General features: G+C 50.8%; 13 protein-coding genes. All 13 read left to right on the top strand.

The window, feature by feature from the left end:
- Window positions 1-2: 2 nt before the first annotated feature.
- The 13 genes from ACPYIV_RS18100 to ACPYIV_RS18160 all read left to right on the top strand — a co-directional run bounded on the left by ACPYIV_RS18100 (window position 3) and on the right by ACPYIV_RS18160 (window position 17,067).
- Window positions 3-494, top strand: coding sequence for a hypothetical protein (locus ACPYIV_RS18100; RefSeq protein WP_425884436.1), 492 nt, complete (start codon window positions 3-5; stop codon window positions 492-494).
- A 38-nt stretch (window positions 495-532) separates the two neighbouring features.
- Entirely contained in the window at window positions 533-769 is a 237-nt protein-coding gene (locus ACPYIV_RS18105) for a hypothetical protein (protein ID WP_425886535.1), read from the top strand.
- 7 nt (window positions 770-776) lie between these two features.
- Window positions 777-5,243 (top strand): hypothetical protein, encoded by a 4,467-nt coding sequence (locus ACPYIV_RS18110; protein WP_425884438.1) that lies wholly within the window; start codon window positions 777-779, stop codon window positions 5,241-5,243.
- A 16-nt stretch (window positions 5,244-5,259) separates the two neighbouring features.
- Window positions 5,260-5,724, top strand: a complete 465-nt coding sequence (locus tag ACPYIV_RS18115) for a hypothetical protein (RefSeq protein ID WP_425884440.1) — start codon at window positions 5,260-5,262, stop codon at window positions 5,722-5,724.
- Window positions 5,725-5,784: 60 nt separating this feature from the next.
- Complete coding sequence (locus ACPYIV_RS18120) at window positions 5,785-10,197, top strand: hypothetical protein (RefSeq protein WP_425884442.1); 4,413 nt, start codon at window positions 5,785-5,787, stop codon at window positions 10,195-10,197.
- A 34-nt stretch (window positions 10,198-10,231) separates the two neighbouring features.
- A complete protein-coding gene (locus ACPYIV_RS18125; RefSeq protein WP_425884444.1) occupies window positions 10,232-10,540 on the top strand; it encodes a hypothetical protein in 309 nt (102 codons plus the stop codon).
- Between the two features lie 26 nt (window positions 10,541-10,566).
- Window positions 10,567-10,845, top strand: a complete 279-nt coding sequence (locus ACPYIV_RS18130) for a hypothetical protein (RefSeq protein WP_425884446.1) — start codon at window positions 10,567-10,569, stop codon at window positions 10,843-10,845.
- A gap of 15 nt (window positions 10,846-10,860) precedes the next feature.
- The gene (locus tag ACPYIV_RS18135; protein ID WP_425884448.1) at window positions 10,861-12,978 is read left to right on the top strand and encodes a hypothetical protein; all 2,118 of its coding nucleotides are present in this window, start codon (window positions 10,861-10,863) and stop codon (window positions 12,976-12,978) included.
- Between the two features lie 2 nt (window positions 12,979-12,980).
- Window positions 12,981-13,340 (top strand): hypothetical protein, encoded by a 360-nt coding sequence (locus tag ACPYIV_RS18140; protein ID WP_425884450.1) that lies wholly within the window; start codon window positions 12,981-12,983, stop codon window positions 13,338-13,340.
- A 12-nt stretch (window positions 13,341-13,352) separates the two neighbouring features.
- Window positions 13,353-15,527 (top strand): hypothetical protein, encoded by a 2,175-nt coding sequence (locus tag ACPYIV_RS18145; RefSeq protein ID WP_425884452.1) that lies wholly within the window; start codon window positions 13,353-13,355, stop codon window positions 15,525-15,527.
- A 59-nt stretch (window positions 15,528-15,586) separates the two neighbouring features.
- Window positions 15,587-15,892: a hypothetical protein gene (locus ACPYIV_RS18150; protein WP_425884454.1), complete on the top strand. Its 306-nt coding sequence runs from the start codon at window positions 15,587-15,589 to the stop codon at window positions 15,890-15,892.
- A gap of 220 nt (window positions 15,893-16,112) precedes the next feature.
- On the top strand, window positions 16,113-16,355 hold the full coding sequence (locus tag ACPYIV_RS18155; protein WP_425884456.1) for a hypothetical protein: 243 nt from the start codon (window positions 16,113-16,115) through the stop codon (window positions 16,353-16,355).
- 73 nt (window positions 16,356-16,428) lie between these two features.
- Window positions 16,429-17,067 carry a thymidylate synthase gene (locus ACPYIV_RS18160; RefSeq protein ID WP_425884457.1) on the top strand — a complete coding sequence of 213 codons (639 nt, stop codon included), beginning with the start codon at window positions 16,429-16,431 and terminating at the stop codon, window positions 17,065-17,067.
- Window positions 17,068-17,096 lie beyond the last annotated feature (29 nt).

A 17,096-nucleotide genomic window follows, 5' to 3' on the forward strand; every position in this document is an offset into this window, starting at 1 on the left:
GTATGGACGAGGCTGTGATCCGTGAGGTCCAGAAGGAGGCTGCCGATGCGCTGCTTGACGTCGGCGTCTCTGTCCCCATAAAAGAGTGGCGCCTTCCTTTCCGCCGCCATCCGGTCCGTCTGCGTGTCACAATGCGTCGACCCAGAACAAACGGGGCTATATCGCTGATGCGTATATGTCTTGGCATCGGGGTAACGAGCCGGGAGATGGAAAATTATACACCGGAAGAACACATGCGCTTCATGGTGGAACACGGCGTGGAAGTGTCGCGCATGCTGGCCTGTACGATTGTCCGGGATCCTCTTTCGAGGCGTCTTTTCCTGAAGGTCGTTGCATGGCTGCTTCGTGAACTGGTAGAAGAACGTTACCTCATAGGCGCTTACCGGACGTTTTACCGCCTGATGGGAACGGACCGTTTTACGAATATTATCAGATCGGCCGAACGGATGAACCCGATGAAGCTGAGACTGAGCCAAAGAAGGAAGGGGAGTTAAGAACGGAATATGAACCGTCCCATAGCCCCTTTGGATTTATCTGGCAAGTGGCTTCTGCCACGGGCTGGAGCGTGGAATATATACTGAAAAGGGTCAACTACCAGACGCTTATCATGATGCTTTCGGATGCCCCGCGCTATGTAAGGCGCCGGGGGGAAGAAACACCTGAAAAAAGTGGGAATACGGCTGTTAGTCCCAAGACAGTAAATAAGGAAGCCGCCCAGGCGGAGGCAGAAAATATCATATCATTTTTTCAAAGCAATTTAGAAGCGTAAAGAGGCGATGAAACCAGTAGAGATCGAATTTCTGATGAAGGACAACCTGACGGGCTCCCTTGACAAGGCCGGCCTGGCGGTTGATGTCTTGCAGCAAAAGGCCGTAAAGGCCGCTGAAGATATCGGCCGTAAGATCACGGATCAGAAAAGTGCCATCTCCTCCATAGAGTCCGACCTTCACCGGATGGAATCGGCCCTTACCGGTATGAAGCCCGGTACGGCCCAGAAGGAACTGGCGCTCGATGTCGCCGCCTGCCGTAAGGTGCTGGACGAGGAACGCGCCTCGCTCGAGGCACTCGAAAAGGAACATGCAGCGGCGGAAGCCTCTGTCCGGAAATTAAAACAGGAATACGATGCCCTCTCCTCTTCACAGAATACTGCTACAAATGCAGCCGGTAACCTGAAGGAACGCCTTCGTGAGCAGAAGGCGGTAGTCAAGCAGGTAGAATCGGATGTAAAGGCCCTGGAAAAAGCCTACAGATCGGCCGGGGCCGGTGGCCCGAAGATAGAGGCTGCAAGGGATTTGAACGCAGCCCGAAAGGCGCTTGAAGAAGAAAAAGCGATACTCTCCGATCTCCAAAAAGAGTATGACCGTACGAAAGACAGTTCAAAGCGCCTTACGATGCAGCTTCGGGAAATGCAGGACGAAATGGCCCGTATGCGCCTCAGTGGCCGGCAGAATACCGAGGAGTACCGTAAAATGGCGACGGAGGCCGCCACCCTTTCGGATACCCTTGCCGATCTGAATACCCAGACGCGAATCCTCTCGAACGACGATGCGAACCTCCAGGGCTTTATGTCGGGTGTTAGCGGCCTTGCCGGAATCTTTACGGCGGCAACCGGCGCCCTGTCGCTTTTCAGCGCGGAGAACGAGAACCTTCAGAAGATCCAGACGCGTCTTCAGAGCGTGATGGCCGTCACGATGGGCCTGCAGCAGGTATTCAATACCCTGAACAAGGATTCGGCATTCCGCCTTGTTACGGTCGTAAGAATGAAAAACCTTCTTACAGCGGCCACCACCCGCCTTTCAACCGCCCTTGGTATATCAAATGTTGCGGCAAAGGCGCTGATGGGAACCTTAACGCTGGGACTATCGGTTGCCGTGGGCGGCCTTATTTATCTTTGGGAGCGTTATTCCTCGGCCCAGGAAAAGGCGGCGGAGAAACTGCGCGAGAGGGTAGAGATAGAAAAGGACGGCCGGGCTGAAATGATAAAAAGCCGCTTCGAGATCGAAAGTACGCTGAAAAAACTGAAGGAATTTACCGGCACGAAGGAAGAGGAAAAGGCAAAGGTCGCAGAGCTTAACCGAAAATACGGCGAAAGCTTCGGTTATTATACGACGCTTTCCGAGTGGTACGACGTGTTGCAGGAAAAAGGCGAAAAGTATATCGAGATGCTTTTCCTGCAGGCAAAGGTCCAGAGCCTCATTAATAAGGCGGCTGAAGCAGACGAAGAGGTGAACCGCTTAAAGGCGATGAAACCTGAAGACGTGGAAGGCGGCCACGGCGGTGTATACCGCTTTTTTGCGAAACTGGGGGCCGTGAATGCGGGATTGACTCCGAAAGAAATGGACCGCCTCATAGACGAGGAAAACCTAAAGAACCAGGCTGCAAAAGTCGATGCGGCAAAGGCAAAAGTAGACGAGTTGCTCGCCGAAGCCCGCAAAGCCCAACAGGAATTAGGTGCTATCGGTAAAGAAAACGGTCTCGGTGGACACGTAAAGCCGGAAGATAAAACGAAGGAGGGTGAAAAAGAATTACAGGCGGAAAAGCTGCGCTGGGAAAAACTGCGCTCTATCCAGGCAGAAAACCGTGCCTCGGAGTTGGCCTTGCAAAAGGAATCGGCCGAAAAGAAACGAAAGGAGGTACTCCTTCAGTACGATAACGAAATAGAAGCTGTCAAGCAAAAGGAAAAAGAACTTCTTTCTCTCTACGACCGGGAAGGCACGGGAAATAAGATGTTCAAGGCATTCGGCAGTGGAAACGTGGATGTACTAGCCCGTCCGCTGATTGATGCGGCCCGTCTTGTTGAAAAAGGCTGGGAAGATGCGGGTGAAGGGATTGCGACAGTCTTTAGCAGCAGTTACGGCGTGGAAGATGCAGACGGCCTCTCCCACGAGATACTCGTAACGCCGATCCTGCCGGACGGGACTGTCCTTTCACCGGGGGAACTGGAGGAATATATCGATACAGTCTTAAACGGCGCGAAAGATATCCTCTCAGCCGATAAAAAAGGGCTTGTCATCAAGGTTGACGCGGAAGGTGGCGATGGTGAAACGCTCCACAAGTTACAGGAAAAGTTCTACGACGTACCGGAAAAGGTCCTGAGGGAACTTACCGCCCTTTATCAGAATGCGGCTGAGAGCCGTGACAAGGCGCTGGAGAATATCACCCTGGATCAGTTCCGGGCCGAACGTGACGCCCTTAACGACTATTTGAAAGAATACGGCACTTATCAGGAACGCCGGCTGGCCATCGCCACGGAGTATGCTGAAAAGATCCGGAAGGCGGAAGAGGCTGGAAACCGCAGTGAAGTAAAACGTCTTGAAAAGGAACAGTCCGTAAAAGTGGCCTCGCTGGAAGCGGAGGCCATCCGCCAGGATATCGACTGGACGGTGGTATTCGGTGGTTTTGGCGGCATGTTTCGTGATATAATAAAGGACACGCTTGAAAAGGCGGAAAAATATACGCGTACTGCGGATTTTAAGAATGCGGATGCAAAGGATCAGGAAGTGATCACAGGCGCCATCAGCCAAATGAAAAAGACGCTTGGGACGAATGGCAGCCTGGACTTTAAGAAACTGGGACGGGATGTGGATGCCTACCGCCAGTCAATGCGAGAGGTGGAGGAAGCCCGGGAAGTGGAACGTGAAGCCCTGGAGAATCTCCGTCAGGCACAGAAGGCTTATGAGGAAGCCCTTCGAAGCGGAACGGATGAAGAGAGGACGGCAGCCGAAACCGCACTCGAGACAGCCCGGATGAATGCCGAAGCTACATCGTCATCTGTCCGGGCGGGCGAAGCGAAGGTAAAAGAAAGCCAGAGGGTGGTAAGCGAGACGGCGACGAATCTCAGCGTGAGCATGCAGGATGTGACCGAAGGGCTGCAGAAACTTTCCTCCGGTGGACTGAAAAGTGCCTACGAGGGCCTGATCCAGGCGGGACAGGGACTGGGCGGGACATTCGGGGAATTGGCCGACAGCCTCGAGAGCGTGCCGGTCGTCGGTTGGATCCTTTCTATCATTGACATATTGAGAGACGGCCTTAGCAACCTTGTCGGTAGCCTGATCGATTCGGTACTGGGCGCGGTTAGCGGAATTATCAGCGATGTCTTGTCTGGTAGTCTTGTAAAAACGGTGTTCTCATCAGTTGTCTCCGGTGTCGGAGGGGTTCTGGATGCTCTGACATTCGGGCTGTTTTCCTCACATGGAAACGCCGACGAGGTCAACAACCTGGTGGAGCGTCTTACAGAGTCGAACCGGTATCTTGTAACGGCGATCGAGAAGTTGACCCAGCGTATGGAAGAAAGTGGAGGAGCCGAATCCACCGCTTATTATAATGACGTATACCAAAAGCAAAAGGAGAAGATCGAAAACGATCGTCAGATGCTGGAGGCAAAGATGGGTTACTGGAGTGCGCATCATTCCAACAACTATTATATAGACAAGGCTTTCAGTCAGAGCGACTGGCAGAAGGCTTCCGACTATATCGGTAAGGATCTCGATACGGTTTCCGACCTTTGGACGCTTTCTCCCGAGGATCTTGCCCGGCTCCAGGAACTGCCGGATATCTGGGAGAAGATTAACAGCGGCAAATACGACCAAAGTGAATACCTGGACGAGTACATATCGGATGCGAATACGCTGATCGACCTTCAAGAGCAGTGGCAGGACGCGATAACGGATACGTCGTTCGACAGTATAAAAAGCGGCATGAAAGAACTCTTGAAGGATTTTGAGACAGGTTCGAAGGACGTGATAGAGAGCGTGGACGAGTTCATGCAGAACGCGATTCTGAAGTCCATCGTGGACGGAACCTATTCCGAGGAACTAAAGAAGTGGCAGGAACTGTTCGCCGAGTTCATGTCGGACGGCATCCTTTCCCGCGAAGAAGCAGATGAACTTCGTAGCCGTTACGAGGAAATCTTCCGGGAAGCAGCAGAAAAGAAAGACGCTATGTTCGCATCCGCCGGAATAGAAGAAAACAAAGGCGGGGTAACGCAAAGCGGCAAGGCCGGGACCTATACGGCCATGACGCAGGACCAGGGAACAAAGCTGGAGGGGTTGTTCGTGAGCGGGGCGATGCACTGGTCAAGCATTGACAGCGGTGTGGAAGACATTTCGGGAAAGATGGACAAGGCCGAAGGACACTTGGCAAAGATCGAGGAACATATCTCGGTTAATCGGGAAACCCTACTGAAGATATTGGATAGTTTTAACAAAGTGTACCGTGACGGGTTAAGGGTACGGTCTAATTGATTTTAATATGGCAGGAATGGATGACATAATAGGCGGCTTGTTTTTTATCAACGGCGTGGATGTATGGAAAGAGTATGGCGTGTTCCTCACGGAAGAAAAGGAAGGCGGACGGGATAACCAGACGGCAATCCTTACCCCTTCAAAAGTAAAAAGCCATACGGCTGTGGATATTCGTGAGGAGGACGGCGAAAAATACTCCGAAAAGCTCACCGTGACGAATGAAGCCCGGGACATGACGCTGACGTTTGCCCTGTATGCTCCAACCCGGTCGGAATGGTTCTCTAAGTACCGTAGTTTTATTGCTTTTCTGAAACAAGGTACGGACGGCTGGTTGACGCTATATTACCCGCAGCTGGAACTGACACAAAAAGTTTATTATAAAGAAAGCAGCGGCTTTAAACCTCTTACGTCGCTTTGGCGGGACAGCGTACAGGCAAGCCGCTTCAAGGTAAAGTTCCGGGAGCCGGTCCCGGCCATTTAAACGGCATTTGAACGATATTCAAAAAGCATTCAAACAGGAACCGAAAAAAGAACAATATATATGCTACTTACAGTATACAGCAGTGCAGGACAGAAAAAATTCGAACTATCCCCGGATGAAAGTTCGACGGAAGTTTCCGGTATCCAGTCGGACAATGTCCTTACGCTCTCCTTTACGCTATACGAGTATGTAGCGTTGGAGGTTGGCGATTATGTGGACTTCATGTGGCACCGCTACCATCTCACGGAACGATATCTGCCACACGAAAAGAACACCCAGGAGTGGAGCTACGACGTAAAGTTCTATGGCCTTCAGAGTCTGATCGGACGTTTCCTGGTACTTGATACGACGGATGGCGACACAAACCCGACATTCACTCTGACGGCTCCACCGTCAGAACATGTGGAGCTTATCGTAAAATCCATCAACGACGGTTTCAGTACCACTGACTGGAAAGTGGGCCAGGTGGACGGAGCGGATAATATTGTCATCGATTACGAGGGCAAATATTGTGACGAGGCCCTGAAGGAGATTGCGGAGAAGGTCGGTACCGAATGGTGGACGGACGGCACGACGGTAAACCTCACACGCTGCGAATATGGCGAGGAGATCACGCTGGGTTACGGTCAGGGGCTTCTGGAGATCGAGAAGGACACGGCTGACGGCGTGAAAGTCTACACACGTCTTTTCCCTGTCGGTAGCGACCGCAACATCGATCCTTCACGCTATGGTCACAGCCGTCTGCAATTGCCCGGCGGTGCAAGATACGTGGATGTGAATACGGAAAAGTACGGGATCATCCACCACTATGAAAAAGACGCTTTCGCCGGTATCTATCCCCGGAGGGTCGGAACGGTAAGTGCCGTCAGAGAGGAGGAAGTGACGGACGAAGAGGGCAATCCTTACACGATCTATTATTTCAAGGACGACGCTATGGACTTTGACCCGAACGACTACGAGATAGCGGGCGAAGTAAAACGCGTCTCCTTCCAAGAAGGCAGTGAACTTTCCGGACTCGGTACAGGGGATGATTATTATTTCGAGGTGAACTTCGATAGCGCCACACGCGAGTTCGAGATCATCACCATCTGGCCGTATGGGAATGAGATGCAGCTTCCCGGAGGTGAGCTGGTCCCAAAGGCGGGAGACAAATATATACTTTGGAACTTATCGATGCCGGACGAATATTACCCGCTGGCCGAAAAGGAACTAAGTGAGGCGGTTGACGCCTATAACGAAAAGAACGGTATCGATGTTTCCGTCTACAAATCCCCGACGGATCACGTGTGGATGGAGGAAAACGCCGCCAGCCTTTATATCGGTCGGCGTGTGAAACTCCTTAGCCGCGAATATTTCCCGGAAACCGGTTATCGCCGGAGCCGTATTACAAAAATCACCCGGAAGGTCACGCTGCCGACATCGATGGATATCGAGATCAGCGACGCACTTTCGACGGGCTTCCTGGAGAAGATATCGGGGGATATCGCCGATGTCAAGAATTATGTGAAGACCGGAAGTAACGGCGGCGGAGGGATGGCTATTGTACGTTCATGGGAAAATACCCCGGCAAGTGACTACAATGTAGCCTCGTTCAAGATGACCCTGAAACAGATTGCCATGTTGGCACTCTCACGTCTGGGTCCGGACGAAGCCAGGGGGCTTATAAAGTTCCTTGCCGGTGCGGAGTTCGGCAAGTTCAGTGAGGGACTTTCAGGCGGGCGTATCGATAAGGAAGGCAACGCCGAATTTGGCAGCCTCCTGACCCGCCTTCGTGCGATCCTTCAGGAATTGCAGGTAAACGGCGCTGCCGAGTTCCGTGGTAACCTGTCGAGCGAGGAATTTATATCGGGTTTCCTGGACGGCAAAGGCTGGAGCATCTTTAAAAAGGAAGTTTTGAACGCACTCGGTATCCCGGAGGCGAAATACACGGCAGAGTTCGACGAGGTGATCGTTCGCGGTACACTTCGTGTCTTTACGATGGTGATCTCCCAGCTTCTGGGTGAGAACGACAACCGGGTGTTTGCCGGCATGATGGAAGTGGACCATTATGACGCAGCGACCGGACGGGTTTATTTCGACACGAATGGTGGCCGGTATTACAACCCTTTTAGGAAGGACGATTATATCATGGTCCAGCAATATAACGGGATGCCTTCGGAAGAAAACGACCATTATGTAACGAAACATTATGAACTTATTATAACGGCAGCCGGTATCGGAAACCAGGAGGATCGTGAGGACCGTCTGGACTGGGTGACATTCCAGAATTTCGTATCGGCTGATGGAAGGCCGGCTGTCGAACTTATAACGAAAGGCGACACGTTTACCCGCGTGGATAATGCCACGGATGCCGACCGTAAGGGTCTCATCCAGATCATTACGGTCGGGGCGGCAACGCCTTATATGGATATCGTCTACGGCCTGAAGACGGATCCGGATAATTCATTGAAGGGAAGGCTGGGAAATTTGAAAGGCATCTACCACCATCTTTTCGGGTGGATGGAAGGATTCGGGGAACTGCTGACGAATCTTTATGCGGTAGGTGATCTCCGCCTTCGCCGTACAGGCGAGAATCTGGACGCGAAAATAGAGATGTTAAAGTCTATGTTCGCTACCCAGTACCAGCGTGTAAGGTACGATATCACGGAGGAGGAGAATTACCTGAAGAATGCCACCTTCTCGGAATCGATGGAATACTGGCAAGCGGAGAACGAGGCGGAGATCCTGATGCAAAACGGCGAGGCAATGTTGATGAACGGAGCCATCTATACCCTCACGGGAAAAACGGCTTCGGTCGAGGAATACGAAGGTCGCAATATGCTGCATCTTTCCGGCAGCAGCGTCCGGCAGCAGAACGCCCATATCCGACAGCCGGGAACACACAAGGAGTTTGTCCCTCCGACGCCTAACAATATGACCGAGGAATATGTCGATGTAAAGGACACGCTTTACCTGACGATAAAATTCCTGGCTAAAACGGACGGCAATCTTGAGATCGGTTTTCCGGATGCGGTAAGTGAAGAGGGCTCTTTGCCATATCAGACGGTCGCCGTAACAAGTTCACTCGATTGGCAGACACTCCAGTGGAGCGGTACGTGGGACGGCAAGGGTGATTTTATGCTGGGTTATACCGGCGAGATGTATGTCGCCCTCCTTTCACTTACAGACCGTCCAATAGAAGACTACAAGAAAGAAACTTCTACGAAATTCGAGCAAACCGACAGTAATATCCGGCTGCTGGGAACGAACATCGATAATCTGAAGGGCACGGTGACGAACCTCGGTGTCGATCTGGATGCGGCAAAGGAGCAAATCCGGATCTATGCCGAACAGACGACGGAGAATACGGCAAAAATATCTCAGCTTACGGTAAAGACGGATTCGATCAGTTCTGCCGTCACGGAAGTGTCGGGGGACCTGGAAGCGGCCCGGGCACGTATCGAAGTGGTTGCCGGGATAGCTGCATCGGCCGGGGACGCAAAGGTTTACAACCAGGCGGGCAATCCCTGGAACTCCTGGCCGAGCGGCCAGGAATACAAATATGTCGGGAGTACCTGGCACAACACATCCGATGGCCATACCTATCGGTATATCGGCTATGATAATTCGAATACGTGGGAAGATGTGACGAACATACAGGATTCTGCGAGCTACATCCTGCAAAACAAGAATAAGATATCCACGGTGGTCGCGAACTTTGACGCTTACGGTAATCCGACAAGCGCGAGCGGGATCGTAACGACAGCCTACGCCAGCCAGATTTATGCGACCCGGCAAACGGTAAATGCCCTTGACGGCCGTGTATCGAGTGCCGAGGCAAAGATCGACGTACATTCTTCGCAGATCAGCCTTAGGGTAGAAAAAGACGGCGTGATCTCCGCTATCAACCAGTCGAGCGAATCCGTCGTGATCGATGCGAAGAAGATAAACCTGAACGGCGTGACGACGATCAACAACTCTTTCCGGGTGGAAGCCGACGGAACGACACATATTGGTGGTTTTACGGTCGAAGGAGGCCGATTATACTGGAAAGGACGCGATTATTTCGCAAATGACTCCCGGTCGTTGAAGCTCGGTGTTTCAGCAACTGCAACGGAAGGTGTTGTGGATGTCGCATTCAATGCGGCCACGACAGGACGGTTCGGAATAAAGGCTGTCGGTTCGAATATGGGAGGCGCCGCTATATACGGATCGACAGGAGCCCAGACCTACCCGGCGAGCGGCATGACATACGCAGGCTATTTTGTTGGTCCTGTGGATGTACGTGATACATCGAACGGGCTTGTCAGTGACGTTTGCGCGAGTCAGAAGTTTCGTGCGATAACAGCCCGTAATACGAACGGGACTTATGCGTATCGAAGCGGGATCTCGTTTCGTCAGACATACGATTTGGATGATGTGAGAATTGAGGTAATAAACGGAATTATCGTCGGCCTATATAAGGATAACGGCGAGATAATCATAGTAGGATAACATAAAAATAACCTAAAAAAGGAGGAATATCATCATGGTAGTGAATTTCAACCAAGAGTTTATCGACTGTTTCGGAAACGGGATTCCTGGAAAGAACCCCAAAAAGGCAAGTAATATTGCGGAAGAGCTTTGCCTGACGCTATTCAATCTCAGTACGCTCGGTGGCGGGATAGTGGCACAGGATAAAAAGTATATAGCTTACCGTCTGAGCCTTCGTATCTCGGAATGTCCCGAAGCAGTGGAACTGACGACCGAAGAGGCCAGCTTTCTGAAGGAAGTGAGTGCGGAAGCCTACTCAGCCGGTGCTTATGGCCGGATTGCGGACCTAATAGAAGGAAAATGAAGTTTAACCCCATAAAAAAATCGAAGATGAAAAAGAAAACAGCGAATTCGACAGTGAATTATGATCCGGAAGTGGTGAGCGAAGTTTGCTCGATCCACTTCACAAGAGTGACAAACGCCGCAGGCCGTACGCTTTATGGCAAGATCATAAAGGATGATGCGGAAGTCGGGAGCGTGAGCTATGACGAAAAGGGCGGTTACCTGATAACAAGTCTGAAGCCTTACGCCTCGCTCTCGGACGACGAAGTGGATACGATCTACCGGAAAGTCCCCGGTTGTGTGCGCGAAGCCCTCTCTGACGAATAAGAAAGGAGGCCTCAAATGGGAATGATCCAGACATCCCAGCGAGAACTGGAAGCGTTTTACGCTATGGCGCTTCCGGGTTTCCTGGATTATTTGAAGGTGCATGGCACGAGCGTGGACCGTGTGGAGATGGCAACCACGATCGAGGGGATTACGTCACTGCCGGGCCGGTACCGGCTCGGTGGCGTGGAGAAGAACGTGCTGGTTCCGATGGATCTCCTGACAAAAGGCGTAGATATCGAGATCGAGGCATGCCGTGAGGCTACGGTGAATGCGAATACCGCTGCGGATAATGCTAATGCAGCCGCCCAGCGTGTGGAAACAGCCATAGAAGATGTCGGGGCGGTAAAGCAGGCTGCACTCGATGCGGCAGCCGAAGCCCTTGAAGCGGCGGGAACGGTACTGGAAAGTGCGGAAGCGGCACGGGAAGCCACCCTTAAAGCGGAAGCGGCCACGTCTGAAGCCAAGGCAGCTACGGAGCGTGCCCTTCAGGCGGCCGGCGCTGCCGAAGAAACCGACAGAGAGGTTTCCGAAAATGAGGAGCTACGCGCCATGGCCGAAACAAACAGGGCTTTGGCCGAAGAAACTCGTGTCGCAGTCGAATCCCTTCGGGACGAAGCCGAAAAGATCCGTGCTGCTTCCGAAGAGGGACGCCTTACGGCAGAAGGTATCCGGGAAGAGTCGGAAACTTTACGCCGGGCGGCTGAAACTATGCGCAGTGAAGCCGAAACGGTAAGGGAAAAACAAGAAGCGGCGCGTCATCAAGCCGAAAAAGAACGTCAGGAAGCGGAACGGTTACGACAGGAGGCGGAAGCTACAAGGGAACAAAAGGAAACTGAACGTATCGGAAATGAGGCAAAGAGAGTTCAAACCGAGACAGAACGTCAGGCGGCAGAGGTTGCCCGTGCTACGGCTGAGAACCAGAGAGTGTCGGCTGAGAACTCCCGTATCCTGGCCGAGGAAGAACGGGAAGAAAAAGAAGCTGAGAGAAAAATTGCCGAGGCGAATCGGGAAACAGCCGAGTCTTCCCGGAAAGCATCGGAATTGACCCGAAAGGAAACTGAAGCCTCAAGGATAGAAGCCGAAAACTTACGCGTTTCAGCTGAAGACCTCAGGATCCTGGCAGAAGACGGGCGACGGACGGCTGAAGACGGACGTGTCACGGCAGAGGCGTTAAGGGCCGAACTGGCGGCACATCCGATGAAACCCCAGGGCGGTTTCTGGTTCGAATGGGACATCGAGGCACATGAGTACCGTAATACCGGTATCCAGGCCAAAGGAGATGTCGGGGATTCTTTCAGGATCATCGGGCGTTATGATACCCTGGAGGAACTTGAAACGAAGGTACCGGACGGAACCGGCATCGATGGCGTGTACGCTGTAGGAGAAACGGAACCGTACGATTATTTCGCTTGGCTTGTAGTGGACGGTGTATGGAAATGGGACAATCAGGGCAAGCTCCGGGGAGCCGAAGGTAAATCATCATACGAGGTATGGGAGGAACTGCCGGAAAACGAAGGAAAGACGCTGGATGAGTATTTCGATTACCTCAGTCCTCTGATCGATCCCGAAACCGGACGCTGGAAAATACAAGGGGTGGATACCGGCGTACAAGCCGAAGCAATCGACGCGCATGTGACCGTAAAAGAGAATGAACCGGACACCTATATATTGCATGTCAAAAGCGCCGGCGGCGAATTTGACACGCCGAACCTTCGCGGATTCGACGTAAAAGTCCGGGAAGCGGAAACCAATACGCCGGAAGAATACAAGCTGGAGATCACCACGGTGGAAGGGACATTCAAGACGCCCAACCTTCAGGGGCGTAGCGGTTCGACAGTGATCGACATCGATCATGAACCGGATGAAGGCGACACGCACTATACTTACAACGATGTGCAATACGCTTTTTCGGTGGGTGACGAAGTGAGATGGTACGACAGCGAAAACGATGAATATGTCCTCTTCAAACTCTATGCCGTGACCGGAGCCGGAGCGGTATGGGAAGAAATGGGAAGCGGGGCGGGATCACTCCCGAATGACGTGATCCTTACAGGACCGTCCGATCTTTCCTCGGAAGAATCGGAGAGCTACATTTATTTGGAAGACGGATATTTAAAAGGTAAGGAGGAATAACGATGGCAAGAAACAAGGGTGGCGTCTATGTCTACCAACAGATGGAGAAAATGTTGGCGGAGTGGCTGGCGGAAACGAAACCGATACCGGCAAAGGTGCTGTGTTGGGAATCGGACACCGGCATTATCCGGATGGGTGACGGCAAGTCGATGTACAAGGACCTGCCGCCCCGAATCAGCAGCGGGCTTTCCCCGCGTATCAGCGAAACAACCGGATGTTGGGAGACGTTCAACATCGCAACAAAACAATGGGATGATACAGGTATAAATCCGACCATAGGAACGGGAATCGACGGAGGGAAACCTTCTTCAGTATATACACCCGGACAAATTTTAGTATTTGGTAAAGTAACAGATCAGTAAAATTCAAAGAATATGGCTATACAATTGCAATTAAGAAACGGAACGATACAAGAATGGGAAGAAGCTAATCCCGTTCTTGCAGAAGGTGAACCGGGAGTGGTGTTGGAACCTTCAGGCGGCTTCGTGATAGGTGACGGAAAGAATCCCTATAAGAATCTGCCTTTCCATCCCTGGGCACAGGACGCATACGATATTTTGGTAACGTATGGGGGGTACAAAGGAACGAAGGATGATTTTTGTCGTCAACTCGGATCATCGCTTCGTATGCCTGAGCAGCAGGCCGGAACATTTGCAAATGCAGGTTCTGGCTGGAACTCATACACGTTCCCGAAGGAATTTTCGGAAGACGTGTATGTGGTTCTCACCCCGCAGGATGCAGCCGTTTTTGCATCGGTAAAAAATGTTACCAAACAGGGATTTCATTATTGCCTCTTCAATGCAGCCGGTGATACGATTGCAGAAAATGTCGTGGTGGGCTACATGGCGACGGCAGTCTCAGAACTAAACTTGGCACAAGCGATCGCAAGGGCTTCCGGCCTTAACCCTTTCGACTTTGACAACCTGACCGATCTTTTCACCGGTCATGCCGCCGAGGTTGTCGCTGACGAGGCGGCTTTTAACCTGGTAGGGCGTTCGGCAATGGCTTCCTCACGGTATATTTGCCATCTGACCGGCCTTAATCCTGACAGCTACTTCAACATGGTTTCCATTGCTGGAGATGTAACGGCCATGAACAACGTGAGTAAGAATCCGGAGGTTATATCCTACATACAAACAGCCCCCGGAGCTTACGACAGTATCCGGCTCGGAACTATGCCGATGGCAAAATACCTTTGCGGCATTTTGGAGCATGAACCGGAAAACTATTCGACCGTCACGAATATTCTGGAGGACGAAGAATTGTTGGCTGAACTCGTTTTGTCCGAGGCCGCCATGACCGCACTCTGCGGATCATCAATCAGTACAATAGAATTATCCGCCAGCGACGTCGCCATGCAGGCAGTCGCCGCCAGCGACGTCGCCATGCAGGCAGTCGCCGCCAGCGACGTCGCCATGCAGGCAGTCGCCGCCAGCGACGTCGCCATGCAGGCAGTCGCCGCCAGCGACGTCGCCATGCAGGCAGTCGCCGCCAGCGACGTCGCCATGCAGGCAGTCGCCGCCAGCGACGTCGCCATGCAGGCAGTCGCCGCCAGCGACGTCGCCATGCAGGCAGTCGCCGCCAGCGACGTCGCCATGCAGGCAGTCGCCGCCAGCGACGTCGCCAGTGATGCTATATTTAATAATGATAGTGCATTTACTGTCATTTTGGAATCTCCGGTCGCAATGGAAGCTATTTCTGATTCAGAATCGGCCATCACAAGTTTGATTCAATCACAAGAACGTTGCAATAGACTCGCTGCCAGCGAGACCGCGATGAGCGCGGTGGCTGCCAGCGAGACCGCGATGAGCGCGGTGGCTGCCAGCGAGACCGCGATGATATCTATAATATCTGAAGAAAATGCAAGAGAAACTTTCTTTGGCTCGAAATACAAAGTCGGCTTGGGATTGGCAACCTACGCGAAGATTAATAATTCAGCCCTGAAAGGGTGCAATACAATATCATTGGTTGCTGCAAGCAGCACAGCCATGCAGGCGGTTGCTGCAAGCAGCACAGCCATGCAGGCGGTTGCTGCAAGCAGCACAGCCATGCAGGCGGTTGCTGCAAGCAGCACAGCCATGCAGGCGGTTGCTGCAAGCAGCACAGCCATGCAGGCGGTTGCTGCAAGCAGCACAGCCATGCAGGCGGTTGCTGCAAGCAGCACAGCATTAAATGCTATTGTAAAAGTTGTTTCAGCTTGTCAAGCCATTGTTGCAAATATTTCAACGTACAGAAGTCAAGTCCTTTCTGCTTTATCCGGTGGAAATGAATTTACTAAAACAACAGGGCAACAAGTAGGAAATGGTAATACAACCGTTGATCATGGATTGAATACAAATACTATCTATATTCCTACATCTTGCCAAGATGATGGTGATACAGATATGGCTGCTTATTCTGGTGTAAATCAAACTACACAAATTGCATCTGTTGGACGTCATAGCGGCGAAACAGCCGTTAATACAGGTGTTGCTCTTAGAGGTGTAAAAGTAGTCGGTACAGGGTCATCGGTTGGTTATTTTAAATTCGATATTTATACGGCAAAATGAGTCGAGAATATTATCTCATAAAAAGTAAGTTTACATATTAATTTAACGAATAGTCGCTTATGAAAGTAGAAGGAATCAAGTGTCTTTCAGTAAAAGCTGAAAATGAAAAATTAGTGGTGGAACTATCCGAAACCTCTTTTTCTGAAATAGAAAAAGAGTTAGTGGGTAAAACAGAGTTGTCTGTGTTTGCGGATAACCAGAACGAAAATATTTTGGTGGAGAAACATTACGATTATGCGAAAGCGGATAGTTGTAAATACGACTATGATCGGAAGACTTACACATTGACACTTCGTAAATTAACCAGTATTGAAAAACAACTGGAAGATTTAAAGAAAGAAGTTGCAGCAATGCGTAGTGTGTAAGAATGAACCAAATACTCATAGTTATTTAAAACTATGGGAATTTTAGCCTGGACAGATCGGGAGAAGAGAAAGCCCCCGGTCTGTTAAATAGTAACGCCAATCACTTATTTACAACAAAAGTACGCCAGAGCGCACGACCGGGGGCAAATAGCCTCTGTCGCACTCTGGCTTTTTGTTGTTAAAATGATTGGCATTACAAAGGTACTTAAATTTTTGTTGTATGAAAGTGATAGAAATATTAAACTTTAATCGGGAGTTACTTGCAAAACTCTTGGATTCTGGAATCCGGTTGGATGATGTCCGATACGTTAATCTGTATACAGATTATTTCCGCCAACTTCGAGCAGGCGGAAAGGTAACGTATATCGTGGCTAAACTTGCTGAACAATATGGTATATCTGAGCGTAAGGTCTACGATTTGATAAAACGCTTTCAAAGTGACTGCAAACAGTTTGCAGTGTAAAAGATGTGTTTCATGGCTGATAAAGTAGAAGGGGTACTAACTTTGATTCCGTATCAAATAAGAGAAATCAGCCATGAATAAATATTATATGATTCTGGATAAAATACTTACCCAGGGAAAAACGCAGAATAACAAGAAAGGAAATATCAAATATCTTTTGAATGAACAATTATCTCTGGTTCCAGCGGATTTGTTGGATATATTTGAAGGGCACAATATCGCTCGTAAAAAGCTCCGACAAGAGTTGCAATTGTTCATGAAAGGGGAAAGAATGGTGGAGAAATATCAGGAAGCTGGCATAAGTTGGTGGGATTATTGCGGACAGACTCTCGTAAACAGCTATCCGACCTATTTTGAGAAGCTACCATCGCTTATCGAGAAAATAAACCGAGAAAAACGGACCAGCAAGAATTATGTACTTTTCCTCGGTTCCACTGGAGCGGAGACCAATCAGGCTCCCTGTCTGAGTCTCGTACAGTTCCAGATAGACGGCGGGGAACTGGTGTTGTCAGCCTATCAGCGCAGTAGTGATGCAAATTTAGGTCTTCCCGCCGACATTTATCACCTTTATCTGATGGCTCGACATATCGAACTGCCGTTAAAGTCCATCACTCTCAATCTGGGAAACGTCCATATTTACGAGAACAACATTGAGAAAACGTTTTCCCTATTATCTGGAAACGAGAGTGTCCGGTTCGAACTAAACGTATAAAATGTTGTAAATGACTTGCAGTGTAAACC

This window comes from Parabacteroides vesiculifaciens, assembly GCF_049860805.1.
GTDB lineage: Bacteria > Bacteroidota > Bacteroidia > Bacteroidales > Tannerellaceae > Parabacteroides.

Excerpts from the sequence above, each read along its gene's own strand:
- ACPYIV_RS18100 (WP_425884436.1), top strand. The coding sequence starts at position 3 with ATGGACGAGGCTGTGATCCGTGAGGTCCAGAAGGAGGCTGCCGATGCG.
- ACPYIV_RS18110 (WP_425884438.1), top strand. The coding sequence starts at position 777 with ATGAAACCAGTAGAGATCGAATTTCTGATGAAGGACAACCTGACGGGC.
- ACPYIV_RS18115 (WP_425884440.1), top strand. The coding sequence starts at position 5,260 with ATGGATGACATAATAGGCGGCTTGTTTTTTATCAACGGCGTGGATGTA.
- ACPYIV_RS18120 (WP_425884442.1), top strand. The coding sequence starts at position 5,785 with ATGCTACTTACAGTATACAGCAGTGCAGGACAGAAAAAATTCGAACTA.
- ACPYIV_RS18125 (WP_425884444.1), top strand. The coding sequence starts at position 10,232 with ATGGTAGTGAATTTCAACCAAGAGTTTATCGACTGTTTCGGAAACGGG.
- ACPYIV_RS18130 (WP_425884446.1), top strand. The coding sequence starts at position 10,567 with ATGAAAAAGAAAACAGCGAATTCGACAGTGAATTATGATCCGGAAGTG.
- ACPYIV_RS18135 (WP_425884448.1), top strand. The coding sequence starts at position 10,861 with ATGGGAATGATCCAGACATCCCAGCGAGAACTGGAAGCGTTTTACGCT.
- ACPYIV_RS18140 (WP_425884450.1), top strand. The coding sequence starts at position 12,981 with ATGGCAAGAAACAAGGGTGGCGTCTATGTCTACCAACAGATGGAGAAA.
- ACPYIV_RS18145 (WP_425884452.1), top strand. The coding sequence starts at position 13,353 with ATGGCTATACAATTGCAATTAAGAAACGGAACGATACAAGAATGGGAA.
- ACPYIV_RS18150 (WP_425884454.1), top strand. The coding sequence starts at position 15,587 with ATGAAAGTAGAAGGAATCAAGTGTCTTTCAGTAAAAGCTGAAAATGAA.
- ACPYIV_RS18155 (WP_425884456.1), top strand. The coding sequence starts at position 16,113 with ATGAAAGTGATAGAAATATTAAACTTTAATCGGGAGTTACTTGCAAAA.
- ACPYIV_RS18160 (WP_425884457.1), top strand. The coding sequence starts at position 16,429 with ATGAATAAATATTATATGATTCTGGATAAAATACTTACCCAGGGAAAA.